At 46.7% G+C, this 13,406-nt stretch carries 14 protein-coding genes; 7 read left to right on the top strand and 7 right to left on the bottom strand.

Features of this window, described 5'->3' with window-relative positions:
* Positions 1-14: 14 nt before the first annotated feature.
* The 3 genes from liaF to liaR are packed head-to-tail and all read left to right on the top strand — an operon-like array spanning position 15 to position 2,435.
* Entirely contained in the window at positions 15-746 is a 732-nt protein-coding gene (liaF, locus tag HAP68_RS15385; protein WP_003151794.1) for a cell wall-active antibiotics response protein LiaF, read from the top strand.
* Positions 743-1,825, top strand: coding sequence for a two-component system sensor histidine kinase LiaS (gene liaS / locus HAP68_RS15380; RefSeq protein ID WP_003151796.1), 1,083 nt, complete (start codon positions 743-745; stop codon positions 1,823-1,825). Before liaF ends, liaS begins: the two co-directional genes overlap by 4 nt.
* Positions 1,803-2,435 carry a two-component system response regulator LiaR gene (gene liaR, locus HAP68_RS15375; RefSeq protein ID WP_003151798.1) on the top strand — a complete coding sequence of 211 codons (633 nt, stop codon included), beginning with the start codon at positions 1,803-1,805 and terminating at the stop codon, positions 2,433-2,435. The genes liaS and liaR overlap by 23 nt, the downstream gene beginning before the upstream one ends.
* Before the next feature lie 42 nt (positions 2,436-2,477).
* On the opposite strand, the gene HAP68_RS15370 is transcribed toward liaR, so the two are convergent.
* Genes HAP68_RS15370 through gerAA form a run of 3 tightly spaced genes read right to left on the bottom strand, consistent with a single transcriptional unit; the run spans position 2,478 to position 6,104 of the window.
* On the bottom strand, positions 2,478-3,590 hold the full coding sequence (locus HAP68_RS15370; RefSeq protein WP_003151800.1) for a Ger(x)C family spore germination protein: 1,113 nt from the start codon (positions 3,588-3,590) through the stop codon (positions 2,478-2,480).
* A complete protein-coding gene (locus tag HAP68_RS15365; protein WP_003151802.1) occupies positions 3,587-4,687 on the bottom strand; it encodes a spore germination protein in 1,101 nt (366 codons plus the stop codon). The genes HAP68_RS15370 and HAP68_RS15365 overlap by 4 nt, the downstream gene beginning before the upstream one ends.
* Positions 4,662-6,104, bottom strand: a complete 1,443-nt coding sequence (gene gerAA / locus HAP68_RS15360) for a spore germination receptor protein GerAA (RefSeq protein ID WP_024085777.1) — start codon at positions 6,102-6,104, stop codon at positions 4,662-4,664. The genes HAP68_RS15365 and gerAA overlap by 26 nt, the downstream gene beginning before the upstream one ends.
* 116 nt (positions 6,105-6,220) lie before the next feature.
* On the opposite strand from gerAA, the gene HAP68_RS15355 reads away from it, so the two are divergent.
* Together HAP68_RS15355 and fumC are read left to right on the top strand one after the other, a co-directional pair.
* Positions 6,221-6,406 (top strand): YvzF family protein, encoded by a 186-nt coding sequence (locus tag HAP68_RS15355; RefSeq protein ID WP_003151806.1) that lies wholly within the window; start codon positions 6,221-6,223, stop codon positions 6,404-6,406.
* 67 nt (positions 6,407-6,473) lie between these two features.
* Positions 6,474-7,862 (top strand): class II fumarate hydratase, encoded by a 1,389-nt coding sequence (fumC, locus tag HAP68_RS15350; RefSeq protein ID WP_003151808.1) that lies wholly within the window; start codon positions 6,474-6,476, stop codon positions 7,860-7,862.
* A gap of 35 nt (positions 7,863-7,897) precedes the next feature.
* Here fumC and HAP68_RS15345 read toward each other — a convergent pair whose 3' ends face one another.
* The gene (locus tag HAP68_RS15345; RefSeq protein ID WP_024085776.1) at positions 7,898-8,773 is read right to left on the bottom strand and encodes a TetR/AcrR family transcriptional regulator; all 876 of its coding nucleotides are present in this window, start codon (positions 8,771-8,773) and stop codon (positions 7,898-7,900) included.
* 178 nt (positions 8,774-8,951) lie between these two features.
* Here HAP68_RS15345 and spxO point away from each other — a divergent pair, with 178 nt between their 5' ends.
* A complete protein-coding gene (gene spxO / locus HAP68_RS15340) occupies positions 8,952-9,116 on the top strand; it encodes an anti-adapter protein SpxO (protein ID WP_003151811.1) in 165 nt (54 codons plus the stop codon).
* Positions 9,117-9,143: 27 nt separating this feature from the next.
* Here the strand turns inward: spxO and cssS are convergent, their stop codons facing one another.
* Positions 9,144-10,499, bottom strand: coding sequence for a two-component system sensor histidine kinase CssS (gene cssS / locus HAP68_RS15335; protein WP_024085775.1), 1,356 nt, complete (start codon positions 10,497-10,499; stop codon positions 9,144-9,146).
* Entirely contained in the window at positions 10,496-11,173 is a 678-nt protein-coding gene (cssR, locus tag HAP68_RS15330) for a two-component system response regulator CssR (protein WP_003151813.1), read from the bottom strand. Before cssR ends, cssS begins: the two co-directional genes overlap by 4 nt.
* A 276-nt stretch (positions 11,174-11,449) precedes the next feature.
* Between cssR and HAP68_RS15325 the strand changes: the two genes are divergently transcribed.
* Positions 11,450-12,811, top strand: a complete 1,362-nt coding sequence (locus HAP68_RS15325; RefSeq protein ID WP_003151814.1) for a S1C family serine protease — start codon at positions 11,450-11,452, stop codon at positions 12,809-12,811.
* A 45-nt stretch (positions 12,812-12,856) separates the two neighbouring features.
* On the opposite strand, the gene HAP68_RS15320 is transcribed toward HAP68_RS15325, so the two are convergent.
* The gene (locus HAP68_RS15320; protein WP_003151815.1) at positions 12,857-13,321 is read right to left on the bottom strand and encodes a Dps family protein; all 465 of its coding nucleotides are present in this window, start codon (positions 13,319-13,321) and stop codon (positions 12,857-12,859) included.
* Positions 13,322-13,406: the final 85 nt, after the last annotated feature.

Genomic DNA, 13,406 nt, shown 5'->3' with positions numbered 1-13,406 from the left:
GGGGCAGGCAGCTGATGGCAAAAAAACAGATTCTCGGACTTATCATCGCCTTATTAGGCGTCAGCATGTTTTTGCGTATTATCGGCATCGGCGACTTCTTGTTTTGGCCGCTCTTTTTTCTGATCACAGGCTATATTTTTAATAAATATTCCCGCGGCTGGCTCGGCTCCGTCCTGTATATCTTCGCCGCTTTTTTATTTTTGAGGAACCTGTTCAGCGCCACCTTTAACCTGTTCGGCTATGCCTTCGCCGCCTTTCTCATATACGCGGGCTACAGGCTCCTGAAAGGAAAGCGCGTGTATGAACATAAAGAGAAGAAAATCAATCTTGAAAAAGAAGAGCAGCCAAAGCCTTCCGCCCAGACGGAAAGCAGACAGCCGGACCTCCGCAGCTTTTTTATCGGCGAGCTCCGGATGATGAAGGACCCGTTTGAGCTGAATGATTTAAATGTTTCCGGATTCATCGGCGATGTGAAAATTGATTTGTCAAAAGCGATGATTCCCGAAGGAGAAAGCACGATGACCATCAGCGGTGTCATCGGCAATGTCGATGTGTACGTCCCGCCGGATATCGAAGTGTCCGTCAGTTCATCGGCTTTTATCGGCGATATGAACCTGCTCGGCTCTAAGAAAAGCGGCATGAGCCCGAATCTTTATAAAGTATCGTCTGAGTACGGCGACTCGCCGCGGCGGATTAAAATTTCAATTTCTTTATTCATCGGCGATGTGGATGTGAAGTATTTATGAGGAAAAAATTACTCGCCAATATTCAGTGGCGCGCCATGCGGATGACTGCGGGGCTCAGTCTGCTCCTTTGTGCGGTGTTTATTACGCTGATGCTGCTGTATTACGGGCTTGACCCGATGCTGCTGTTTTCTTCCGGCTGGTTCGGTATTCCGTTTGTGGTCATCCTGCTTCTGGCGTCTCTTTCGGCCGGATTGATTTCCGGTTATGTATACGGCGGCCGCCTGAAAACAAGAATGGATACACTGATTGAAGCGGTTTTGAAATTTGAAAACGGCAATTTCGCTTATCGGGTGCCGCCGCTCGGCGATGATGAAATCGGCCTGGCGGCAGATCAGCTTAACGAAATGGCCAAGCGGGTCGAGCTCCAGGTCACATCGCTGCAAAAGCTCTCCAACGAGCGGGCGGAATGGCAGGATCAAATGAAAAAATCGGTCATCACTGAAGAACGCCAGCGGCTGGCGCGCGATCTGCACGATGCCGTCAGCCAGCAGCTCTTTGCCATTTCTATGATGACATCCGCCGTCTTAGAGCAGGTGAAAGATGCGGATGACAAAATCGTCAAACGGATTCGCATGGTTGAACATATGGCGGGGGAAGCGCAAAACGAGATGAGAGCGCTGCTATTGCATCTGCGGCCCGTCACTTTAGAAGGAAAAGGCTTAAAAGAAGGGCTGATTGAGCTGTTAAAAGAGTTCAAAGCGAAGCAGCCGCTGGATATTGAGTGGGACATCAGCGATACGGGTGTGTCAAAAGGTGTTGAAGACCATCTGTTCCGCATCGTGCAGGAGGCGCTTTCCAACGTTTTCAGACATTCAAAGGCGACCAAGGTCACCGTCAGGCTGGGCGCGAAACATCAAAAGCTGCAGCTTAAAGTCATTGATAACGGGGCGGGTTTTACGATGGATCAAGTGAAAGCATCCTCATACGGGCTGCATTCCATCAAGGAAAGAGCGAGTGAAATCGGCGGCATAGCGGAAATTATCTCCGTGAAGGGAAAAGGCACGCAGATCGACGTGAAAGTCCCGATTTATCAGAAAACAAAAGGAGAGAACGACAGTGATTCGAGTGTTACTGATTGATGATCATGAGATGGTCAGGATGGGTCTGGCCGCATTTTTAGAAGCACAGCCGGACATTGAAGTCGCCGGTGAAGCATCAGACGGGCAGCAGGGCGTCGATCTGGCCGCAGAGCTTTTGCCGGATGTGATTTTAATGGACCTTGTCATGGACGGCATGGACGGCATCGAAGCGACAAAACAGATCTGCGCGAAACTCAATGACCCGAAAATCATCGTGCTGACGAGCTTTATTGATGACGACAAAGTGTATCCGGTGATCGAAGCGGGAGCGCTCAGCTATTTGCTGAAAACGTCCAAGGCGGCAGAAATAGCAGAAGCCATCAGAGCGGCTGCCAAGGGTGAACCGAAGCTTGAGTCGAAAGTGGCGGGAAAAGTGCTGTCAAGGCTGCGCCATTCAGAGAATCAGCTTCCGCATGAAACGCTGACGAAAAGAGAACTGGAAATCCTCTGTCTCGTCGCGGAAGGCAAGACGAATAAAGAGATTGGTGAAGAGTTGTTCATTACGATTAAAACGGTGAAAACCCACATTACGAATATATTGTCAAAGCTTGATGTCAGTGACCGCACGCAGGCAGCCGTATATGCCCACCGCAATCATCTCGTGACATAAGAAAAGGAGAGCGGCGCCGGCACACTCTCCCGAGGGACGGGGTCATTGGGACATTCCCTTTGTTCCGAAATCTCTGATGGCGACTTTGACTTTGTATTCAATATCCGATTCACTGAAGTGATGATCCCAGTCAGAGGATATCTTTTTCCATTTATCAGGATAATGAATCCGGACTTGATCGCCTAACCCGGTAATATCCACTTTCAACTCATGCTGCATGTAATCAATGAATGCCATAACATCTGAATGAATGCTGCGTTTTACCGCGTTTTTGATTTCATTTATATAGGACTCCTTGAAAGAATCTTCTTTCGGATTCCAATCCTCAGACAGACGGCCTTCAACAAACCGGGTGACGATAAACTTGAATTTTCCGTTTTTATATTGGGTTTTTACATTATATTTGCTGGAAAATACCTCGAAAGATAAATAATAATTGTCATGCTTTGCAAACGTGACGCCTCCCTTTACCGTGCCTGTGAACAGGTTCATATTCTGGACTTGTAAAGGCGTTAAATTCGCATACCAGAATTTATTTTTAATAATGGTAGCGCCCCAGATTTCCAGTCTGCTGCCCACTTTGCGCACTTGAGGAAGGGCAAAGGTTTCGCCCTTGGCGATTTTCTCTGATATTTCCCCCAATGTCACGGGCTCCATCATTCGGATGGTGACCGAATTATTCTCCGTTAAGTCATAGATCGTATTTGACGCAGGTTCTCCCTGGTCACTGATATTGAAAATATCTTTCGTTTTATCCGGCACCGTCATCACATTGCAGCTTCTTCTCGTACCGTTGTCTCTGATAAATTGGTTCATCAATGCGTCAAGCGGAATGTCATCCTTTAACAGCGCTTCGGAAAACAGCATGATACGCAAGTGCTGGGAGAAGGCGGGGTGATTTTTTAACGATGCCGTTCTTAATGCTTGATGGACGGTTTCCCCCGGAGTGGAAGTCACCTTTGTCGTGTCACCTGACGACGACTGCTGGGCACTTGCTTTTTGCGGAACCAGAATCTGCTGTGTCACTTCCACATTTTCTTCCGCGGGTTTATCGAGCCCGACTCCGATAACGAGGCTCAAGTCTTCTAAATTGCGGCTGTCCCAGCACCCGGCCAAAAGCAATGTGCAAAATATGATTACGATGTATTTCTTCATTGCGCTTTTTTCACCTTCCTTTTCACAGCGACGACTGCAAACATCAGTAAAGGCAGCAAAAAGAAAACCAAGAAGATATAGCCGAGAATATCACTGAACAGCATCAGCTTGTTTCCGTCTTTTGGCAACAATGATCCGAAGAATGTCGCGATGCCTACGAAGATGATGCCTTTTTTCTGTTTCAGCCCGAAAATTTTATGAAGAGCTGATGTCGCGAAATATCCGTATGATACATAGGTGGCGAAAAACTGGATGATCCAGACAACAAGCAAAAAGGACTCGAACCTTTCAATAAAAAGCCCTTTGATTTCAAATGATTGAAAGAGCGCGATCGTTGGCCAGATCATTGTTTTGACATCCTGGGTGGTTAAGGCGCCGACGACGAGAACGTAGGTAATGATGTATAAAATAATCGGGATGCCAAAGCCTATGGCCGACATGCGGAATGTGTGCTTTTTATTTTTGAGGTACTCGGGGAGAAACAGCATAATCTCAATTCCCAAGAAGGAAACAGAAACGACGGTCAAGGAAGCCATAACGGGAGAAAATCCCTGCCCGAGCACCGGCCGCAGGTTGTCCAGATCAAATATTTTAAAGCTGAAAGAAAACACCACCAGCAAAATAATGATCGTAATCGTTAAATAGAAAGGAAAGAGCCTGCCGATATCGCTCATGCCGCCGATAATTAAATAAACGGAACAGGCGATAAAGATAAACAGTGTGACCGGCACGGGCGTTCTTTCCAATAAAAAGAACTTGACCATTTCCGCCATCGCCCGGGCTTCGAAGCTGGCGACTCCTATAAAATAGAGACAGATCATCAGATTGACGATATTTCCCGCCCATTTGCCGAGTCCTTCATTCATATAATCAAATAATGATCCGTACTGATGCTTTTTCATAATGAGCGTATTGAGATAAATCAAAAAGATAAAGATGACGCCTTCCAGACATAACGCGATCCAGCCGTCCGGCGAATTTGCCCTGGATGACAGCGCCCGCGGCATGGTGAGGAGCCCCGCGCCGAGCATCGTGTTTGCAATCAATGCTGTCCCTTGATAGCTTGTAAGCTTATTGTGAGTTGTTTTCTGGCTCATTTACGTTTTTCGCCTCTTTTGGTTGATTTTTAATAGGGAGACGGAGAATAGAGTCGTTTGCGTTTTTTAAGCTGAAAAATCCATTCGGCGAGAAATACGGAGAACCGAAGCTTCGCTGTCTCGATAAATGAGTGTAGATCGCCAGCATAAATAAAATCATGCCGTACAGCCCGAAAGCTGCCGCGGTAAACATCGAAATAAAACGGAGCACACGGAACGACAGACCCATCCCGTATTGCGGCACCGTAAATGAAGCGAGCGCGACAATGCTGACCACGATGACCATGATGGAGCTGACAATATTCGCTTCAACGGCCGCCTGGCCGATGACGACTCCGCCCACCAATCCGATCGTCTGGCCGAGCGGGCTGGGAAGCCTCAAGCCCGCTTCCCTCAGCAGCTCGATTGTAATTTCCATTACCATCGCTTCAATGATAGGCGGGAAGGGGACGTTTTCTCTGTTCGCCGCGATGGTGACTGCAAGCGACGTCGGCAGCAGCCCTTGGTGAAACGAAACGAGGGCGATATAAATGGACGAAAAAAACAGCGTGATAAAAATAGACGTAAACCTGAGCGCCCGGATGAGCGAGGCGGAAATCCACCGTTCATAATAATCATCGGGAGACTGCATTAAAATTCCTAAAGAAGCCGGAACCACCAGCGCAAACGGCGAGTTGTCGACAAGGATGGCGACGCGGCCGTTGAACAAGGCGGAAGACACTTTATCAGGCCGTTCCGTATTTTGTATTTGCGGAAAGGGCGAATACTTATTATCCTCAATAAGCTCCTCAAGCGTTCCGGAATCCTGGATGTCATCCATATTCACTTTGCTGAGACGCTTTACAACATCGCTGACGACAGACGGGTCCGCCTTATCATCTATGTACATGACCGTGGCGTATTTTAACTTATTTTCTCCGATCGGAACCTTTTTCGTTTTCAGCTTCGGATGGTTCGTGCGCTGCCTGATCATGGCGACGTTTGTATCAGAATCTTCTATGAAGGCGACTTTCGGACCTCTTACGACCTTTTCGGATGTGGGTTCATTCACGCTTCTTTTTTCTCTTTTTCCCGTGGACAAAATGTATACGCTGTCAAGTCCGTTAATAAACACGGCGCATTTTCCCCGCAGAATGGAGATGACGGCTTCCTTCGACGTAAAGACGGGACGGGCGTCGATCTTATCAAGACGTTTCGTCACCGTATCCAGCGTCAGAGTGTCTTCCTCCCGAAGCAGCGTTTCCATCGCCTCTTTTATTTTGTCTTCGTCGTTCATTTCACTCAGATACATATAATAAAAAACAAGCCCGTTCGGAAGCATCTTTTTATTTTGAACCAGGTCATCATTCTGCTCTACGTGGGGAAGCACCAGTGCCAGGTTAACGTGTATGTATTCCTTGAATTCCGATTGCGCCATCGACAGTCACCCGCCTTCCAATCCTTAATTGAGGTTATCTTTTCCTGTTAAAAAAATGATATACTATGATAAAGTATTTAATGGTACAAGTTTTTTTATGAAAGCGGAGGAGAGATGTGGCACAAGTCAGACTGGCAGGGAATGCCGAAGAAATTGAACAGCTCATCAAATCATTTGAAGCGCATTACGAAGTGGCTTACACGTCGAAAGAATACCGTAAAACAAATCCGAAGTATAAATACTCTAAGGATTCGCGCGTCTATCTTGAGCTGAAATTAAAAACGGCCAAGGCCGAAAAATAAAAAGGGTTTCATCTGTTACTGGCGAATAATACTCAGGGTGAAGCAACTGTTATGGAGGGATACATAAATGGACTACAGAATTGAAAAAGACACCATGGGAGAAGTTAAAGTTCCGGCAGATAAATTTTGGGGCGCTCAGACACAGCGCAGCAAGGAGAACTTCAAAATCGGTTCAGAAAAAATGCCTCAGCGTGTTGTGAAGGCGTTTGCAATATTGAAAAGAAGCACAGCGATCGCCAACGAACGCCTCGGCAACTTAGAGTCTGAAAAAGCCCAGGCGATTGCCGCTGTATGTGACGATGTTTTAAACGGCAAATACGACGATAACTTTCCGCTCGTTGTCTGGCAGACGGGAAGCGGCACGCAAAGCAACATGAACATGAATGAAGTGGTGGCCAACCGCGCAACTGCTTTATTGAAAGAAAAAAATTCCGAGCTGAAGATTCATCCGAATGACGACGTCAACCGCAGCCAAAGCTCAAACGATACATTCCCGACGGCGATGCACGTTGCGGCGGTTCTTGCCGTATATGAGCAGCTCGTTCCGGCGCTTGATCAGCTGCGCGCGACGCTTGATGAAAAAGCGAAAGCTTATCAGGATATTGTGAAAATCGGACGCACGCATTTGCAGGACGCCACTCCGCTGACGCTCGGACAGGAAATCAGCGGCTGGGTATACATGCTTGACCGTTCGAAAGAAATGATTCTTGAGTCAACGGAAAAAATCCGCGCGCTTGCCATCGGAGGCACGGCAGTCGGCACGGGAATCAACGCCCATCCGCAGTTCGGTGAATACGTCGCGGAAGAAATCACAAAAGTAACGGGGCAGACATTCAAAAGTTCGCCTAACAAATTCCACGCGCTCACAAGCCATGATGAAATCACTCACGTTCACGGCGCGTTAAAAGCATTGGCTGCCGACCTGATGAAGATTGCCAACGATGTCAGATGGCTGGCTAGCGGCCCGCGCTGCGGAATCGGCGAAATCGTCATTCCTGAAAATGAGCCGGGAAGCTCTATCATGCCGGGCAAAGTCAACCCGACGCAAAGTGAGGCGCTGACAATGATCGCCGCGCAAGTGATGGGAAATGACGCGACAATCGGATTTGCGGCCAGCCAAGGAAACTTCGAGCTGAATGTCTTCAAACCGGTTATTATTTATAACTTCCTGCAGACCGTGCAGCTGCTCAGTGACGGAATGAATTCCTTCCATGACAAATGCGCTGTCGGTATTGAGCCGAACCAAGAGACGATTCAGGAAAATCTCTCTAACTCATTAATGCTTGTTACGGCGCTTAACCCGCACATCGGTTATGAAAACGCCGCGAAAATCGCCAAGCTTGCCCACAAAGAAGGCCTGACACTGAAAGAAGCGGCATTACAGCTGAACCTTCTGACAGAAGAACAATTTAATGAAATGGTGCGTCCGGAAGATATGGTGCACCCGAAAGCATAAAAGAAAGAACGGCTGCAGTCATTGCGGCCGTTCTTCTAAATAAACTGCTGTTTCAGTAAAAATCTGAGCTGTTCTGCATCTTCAGCCAGCAGGTCGGATTCCTTCAAATTCAAAATCATTCCTTTGATGATTGCCGGTTTCGGTGACTTTTTCTTCATTTCCGCTTCCAGAATATCCAAGCTCTCGGTGAATTCAGATGCTTCCGCCTTGTCCATCGTGCCGATGCGCGTGCGGAGGGTCTGCAAGATCGATTGACTTAAAGGATCGGGCTGCCCGTTATGAAGGGGCCCAAACAGTGAGCTTGCCTCATCAAGAGAAATAAATGCTTCATCATGTCTGTCCGCCATTCCGTTTACGATGTCATCAATTCTGTGAATCACGGTATTTGCCAGAAGCGAAGGCTGTACGGACCGGCCGGTCAGAATCAGATACTCAAGATACATCTGACTGATTCCTTCTATTAAAAAACAAAGCTCGGCTGTGTAGGGTTCAGCTTTTTCTCCGTAAACAGCAAGAAGACTGTCGATATGAAACTGCAGGATCGACCGGCGGATTCTCTTTCCGCACTGCGCCGCTTCTTCGGTATAAGGAAGTGAACCGTCTTTCATCTGCATGGTAATAAAATCCTGATGGGCGAGAATCGATTCGTAAAACACAGCAAGCTGTTTTTGGTAAGCGGCTCTCGGACTGTCACCCTCCGTTTGGATCGTCGTGATTCGGGTAAACGTTTTATCATAGTAGTAATTCAGCATGGATAGGAGCAGTGCTTCTTTGGAAGGAAAGTAAAGATAAAAAGCGCCTTTTGAGATTTTGCATTCATCGGCGATTTCCTGAACCGATGTAGATTTGTACCCTTTTCGGGCAAACAGTTTGATTGCTGCTTCAATGATCAGCTTTTCTTTTTCCTTCAATGGTTCCACCCTTTCGGAGCCAGGAGGCTGGCTTGTGCTTCTCATGTATGACTATATGGTCATATTGATATTCCGTAAATTTAACCTGATTGTAACTTGTTTTTTTGTTTTGTTTTATTTATATTATAAAGTGAGCTGACCGAATGGTCAAAGTTCTGGCGAAAGGGTGAATCTGAAAATGAAAGAATTAGATGAAATGATCAGCCGCTTGCGAAACAGAGGAATTAAAGTCGAAAAGGTGAAATATCCGAAAAAGACAATTTGTGAAAAGAAATGGGTTCATCAATGCCAAAAACCGCTGAAAGCAAACTACAGAGATTTTAACGGCTATTCCTTCACATAAAAAAAGACTGCAATGAAACACTACAGTCTACTTTGGTACGATAATTCGGTAAATTACACCCGATTGGCCATTTTCAATTGAAATTGATGCTTTATGCAGGGTTAAAATCCGTTTTACGATGCTGAGTCCTATGCCGAACTCGCCTTTCTTCCCTTTATTAAAAGGCTCGTACAAGCTGGATAGCATCTCATCCTCAATCGGAGGCCCGTCATTTTTAACCGTCATGACAATCTGCTGCTGATTTTGGCTGATCCGAATGTGAATCGCCGTTTCTGCATAGCGGATTTGATTTTCGAGAATGTTTTCAAGAAGTTTGCTCCATTGTTCCGGATCACCGGGCATCATTAATGCATCTTCTGTATCAACGGTCCACGATAATTCCTTCCGGGCCCATTTGAGCCGTTCAATGACTTCTTCCGTGACCTTCACAATGTCAAATGTCTCATGGTGCACCCGCTGCTTCATTAAATAATCAAGCTTCGTTAAATATAATAAATCCTTAATTTTCTTCTCAAGTTTTTCTGCTTCGCCTTCAATGACATCAATTGTGGTTTCCAGATCCCCCTTAGGAAAAATCCCGTCCTTTATTGATTGAGTATAGCCCCTTATCACCATGACAGGCGTTTTTAAATCATGAGAGATATTTTGCAGGAGCGTTCTTTCCGTTTCATCCTTTTGTACCAGCTTGCTCCGCATGTCTTCAATGGTATGGCCTAATTTTCCGATTTCGTCTTTTCTGTCGACGATGACCGGATCATCCCAATCCTGTTTTGAAATCCGTTTGACATGCTTCTCTAAGGAAACGAGCGGGCGCGAGAGATATTTGGCAAGCCAAATCGCCGGAATCCAGCTTAACAAAATCACGCCGGCAATGATAAAGAGCAGCTGCTTGAACAGGGTGAATGCCAGATCATCACGATAGGAATCAAGGGCGTAAGACAGCATCATCGCATCCTGGCCGTTAATGGTGAGGCCTTTTTTAATGACGAAAAATACTTTTTCACCGCTGATGTCCGCGCTGTATCGTTTCGTGACGCTGTGCTGGCGGCCCGCGAGCTTGTACACCTTATGGATAAAGGAAGAAGAAAAGTAGTTCAAGTCTTTGTCACTGGCCGATTCCTCCCGTTCCGGCAGAAGAACGTGCTGAACGGATCGGAAAGTCGTCGGCGCGGTCGCATCCTCGCTGTAATATCCCCGCTCGATCGATCCGGGCAGCCGGTACTCCGTCAGTACATGCTGTTCATTTTCAATGGTCGTATACGTTTCATCCGTGAAAAAATTACGCAGCGTATTTGAGAACAGCACGAGCAGCAGAATCGAAATGGCTAAGAGGATGCCTGAGATGACCACCCATATTTGAAAAGCAAGCGGCTTATTTTTCATGACGTCATCATCCTGTAGCCGAATCCGTAAATGGTTTCAACCTTTAACTCCGGCATTTTTTTCCGCAGCCTCCGCACAAGATCATCGACCACCCGGTCAGTGCCGAAATAATCATGGCCCCATATTTTCAGCAGAATATCTTCCCTGGAAAAGGGGTGTCCTTTATGGTGAAGAAATAAAAGCAGCAGATCAAATTCCTTAGACGTCAAATTGACCAGGCTGCCGGTTTCATCATAAACCTCTCGGGCATCTTCGATCACATTGTAGGAAGAAACGGTGATGCCGGTTTTCTTTGCGGCGGGCTGTTCTTTATACACGAGCTCCAGCAGCTTCTGAACCCGTATAATAAGCTCTCTCGGCAAAAAAGGCTTGGCGATATAATCATTGCTTCCAAGCTCTAACCCGAGGACTCTGTCAATATCGGCATCCCGCGCGGAAATGAAAATGACCGGCACATCGGGATCTTTTTCTTTTATTTCTTTTATCAATGTATAGCCGTCCGTATCCGGAAGCATGATGTCAAGAATCCACAAGTGGGGAGACGGCTGCATCTGCTTTCTGGCATCTTCGCCTTTTGTGAAAGATGTAATGTTCCAGCCTTCATTCTCTAAATATTTTGTGAGCAGTTCATTCAGGTTATCCTCATCTTCAACTAGATAAATGGTGTATGACAAGGCATTTCACATCCTTTCAACGTCATTATACTAGTTTTAACATACTCAAGCCGCATTTTCATAATTTCACATATTCTTTTCATTTTTATCCCACAATGTTTGTTTATGATGTGTATAAGGGAAGAAAGGAAGAAAAAAAGCGGGGAAGATAACATGTTCAAACACATTTTGTTTTGGAGCTTTGCTTTTCTCCTTATTATTGGGACAATAGAACTTGTACATGCGATGAATATGTAATCGATAGAATGAAAACATGCTGAAGGAGTGTGCGTGAATATGAACGATCATCGAGATGACGGCAGAAGCCGCGATCAGTCAGATCTTTCACATACGGAACAAAACAGAAATGAACAGCAGCAGATCAGCCATCAGGAGCCCGAGCTGCTTGAAGGGACCGTCTCGAAAGAACCGGAAAACGAGACGGCTGCCGGTACGGAATTTGAAAAAACGGCTGCCGTGAAAAAAGAAAAAAAACGGAGAGCCGCTTGGCTGAGCCCGATTTTAGGCGGCATTATCGGCGGAGGCCTCGTGCTTGGCATTGTGCCGAACCTGCCGGGTGAGCAGCATAAGACAGAAGCCGTTTCTGATACGAAACAAGTTCAGTCTTCGAATTTTACGTCAACGCCTTTGAAAAATACCTCAAGCGTAGCGGATATGGTGGAAGAATTGGAGCCCGCGATTGTCGGAGTGTCCAACTACCAAGCTTCGCAAAGCAGCCAGTTCGGACTTGACGGCGGTTCAAGCTCTGAAACGGAAAGCGGCACGGGGTCAGGCGTCATCTTCAAAAAAGACGGCGAAAAAGCGTACATCATTACAAACAATCATGTCGTAGAAGGGGCGAACAAACTGTCGGTCACTCTTTACAATGGGAAAACCGAAACGGCAAAGCTTGTCGGAAAGGATGCCATCAGTGACTTGGCTGTATTGGAAATCAGCTCGTCCAATGTCAAAAAAGCGGCCAGCTTCGGGGATTCCTCCAAGCTCCGCATTGCCGATAAAGTGATTGCCATCGGCAACCCGCTCGGCCAGCAGTTTTCCGGCACCGTCACACAAGGTGTCATCAGCGGGCTGAACAGAACGGTGGACGCCGATACATCCCAAGGCACGGTGGAAATGAACGTGATTCAGACGGATGCGGCGATTAACCCCGGAAACAGCGGCGGCCCGTTAATCAACTCAAGCGGCCAGGTCATCGGGATCAACAGCATGAAAGTCAGTGAAAACGGCGTGGAGTCACTCGGCTTTGCCATTCCGAGCAATGATGTAGAACCGATAGTCGACCAGCTGCTTGCAAAAGGAAAAGTCGAGCGCCCGTTTTTAGGTGTGCAGATGATTGACATGGCGCAAGTGCCGGAAACCTATCAGGAAAACACGCTCGGACTGTTCGGCGACCAGCTGTCTAAGGGTGTTTACGTAAAAGAAGTGCAATCCGGCTCACCGGCTGCGAAAGCGGGCATCAAATCAAATGACGTCATTGTACAACTGAACGGCAAAGATGTCGACAGCAGCGCCGATATCAGACAGATCTTATATAACCAGCTGAAAATCGGCGATAAAACGACTGTTCAAGTGCTCAGAAGCGGAAGCAAAAAGACGCTGAACGTCACATTAACGAAACAAACTGAAAGCGCAAGCTGAACGCAAAAAAAAGCTGAACCTTCAACTGAGGTTCAGCTTTTTTCGTCATTCTCCTAAGTAGGCTGACAGCATCCACACATGCTTGTCCGCTTCTTCAACTAATCCGACAAACAGGTCGGCAGTTGACGGGTCATTTTGTTCCTCTGCGATGCCGATGACAAATTTTGATTCGCGGCTGATTTGTTTATAGTCTTGAATCAGTGATTTCACCATTTCAGAAGCCGTTTTTTCCTGACCTTCATCCGTAATGGAAGCTTGTTCAAGGTAAGTGTGCAAAGTCGCCGCAGGCTGTCCGCCGATGGCCAGAAGACGCTCTGCGATGGCGTCCGCCGTTTCCGCCGCTTCGTTATACAGTTCTTCAAATTTTTCATGAAGCGTAAAGAAGTGAGGCCCTTTTACATACCAATGGAAGCGGTGCAGTTTAGAGTAAAGGATAAACCAGTTTGATAATTGTGTGTTCATTGATTTCTCAACAAGAGTTTCAGTTTTTTTCGCGTTTTGTGTATTCATATTCATCGTCCTCCCTGTGATCTGTTAATTTAATTATATCACTTATCAAATAAAAATCAATACTAAATTATAATTATTATAATTT

It is taken from the genome of Bacillus sp. Bvel1, from assembly GCF_014872755.1.
In the GTDB taxonomy this organism is placed as follows: Bacteria; Bacillota; Bacilli; order Bacillales; family Bacillaceae; genus Bacillus; species Bacillus velezensis.
The sequence above is the reverse complement of the archived record's forward strand: the minus strand, read 5'-3'. Positions and strand labels throughout refer to the sequence as shown.

Excerpts from the sequence above, each read along its gene's own strand:
- HAP68_RS15365 (WP_003151802.1), bottom strand. The coding sequence starts at position 4,687 with ATGAGCCAGAAAACAACTCACAATAAGCTTACAAGCTATCAAGGGACA.
- HAP68_RS15370 (WP_003151800.1), bottom strand. The coding sequence starts at position 3,590 with ATGAAGAAATACATCGTAATCATATTTTGCACATTGCTTTTGGCCGGG.
- HAP68_RS15320 (WP_003151815.1), bottom strand. The coding sequence starts at position 13,321 with ATGAATACACAAAACGCGAAAAAAACTGAAACTCTTGTTGAGAAATCA.
- gerAA (WP_024085777.1), bottom strand. The coding sequence starts at position 6,104 with ATGGCGCAATCGGAATTCAAGGAATACATACACGTTAACCTGGCACTG.
- liaS (WP_003151796.1), top strand. The coding sequence starts at position 743 with ATGAGGAAAAAATTACTCGCCAATATTCAGTGGCGCGCCATGCGGATG.
- HAP68_RS15325 (WP_003151814.1), top strand. The coding sequence starts at position 11,450 with ATGAACGATCATCGAGATGACGGCAGAAGCCGCGATCAGTCAGATCTT.
- liaF (WP_003151794.1), top strand. The coding sequence starts at position 15 with ATGGCAAAAAAACAGATTCTCGGACTTATCATCGCCTTATTAGGCGTC.
- cssS (WP_024085775.1), bottom strand. The coding sequence starts at position 10,499 with ATGAAAAATAAGCCGCTTGCTTTTCAAATATGGGTGGTCATCTCAGGC.
- spxO (WP_003151811.1), top strand. The coding sequence starts at position 8,952 with ATGAAAGAATTAGATGAAATGATCAGCCGCTTGCGAAACAGAGGAATT.
- fumC (WP_003151808.1), top strand. The coding sequence starts at position 6,474 with ATGGACTACAGAATTGAAAAAGACACCATGGGAGAAGTTAAAGTTCCG.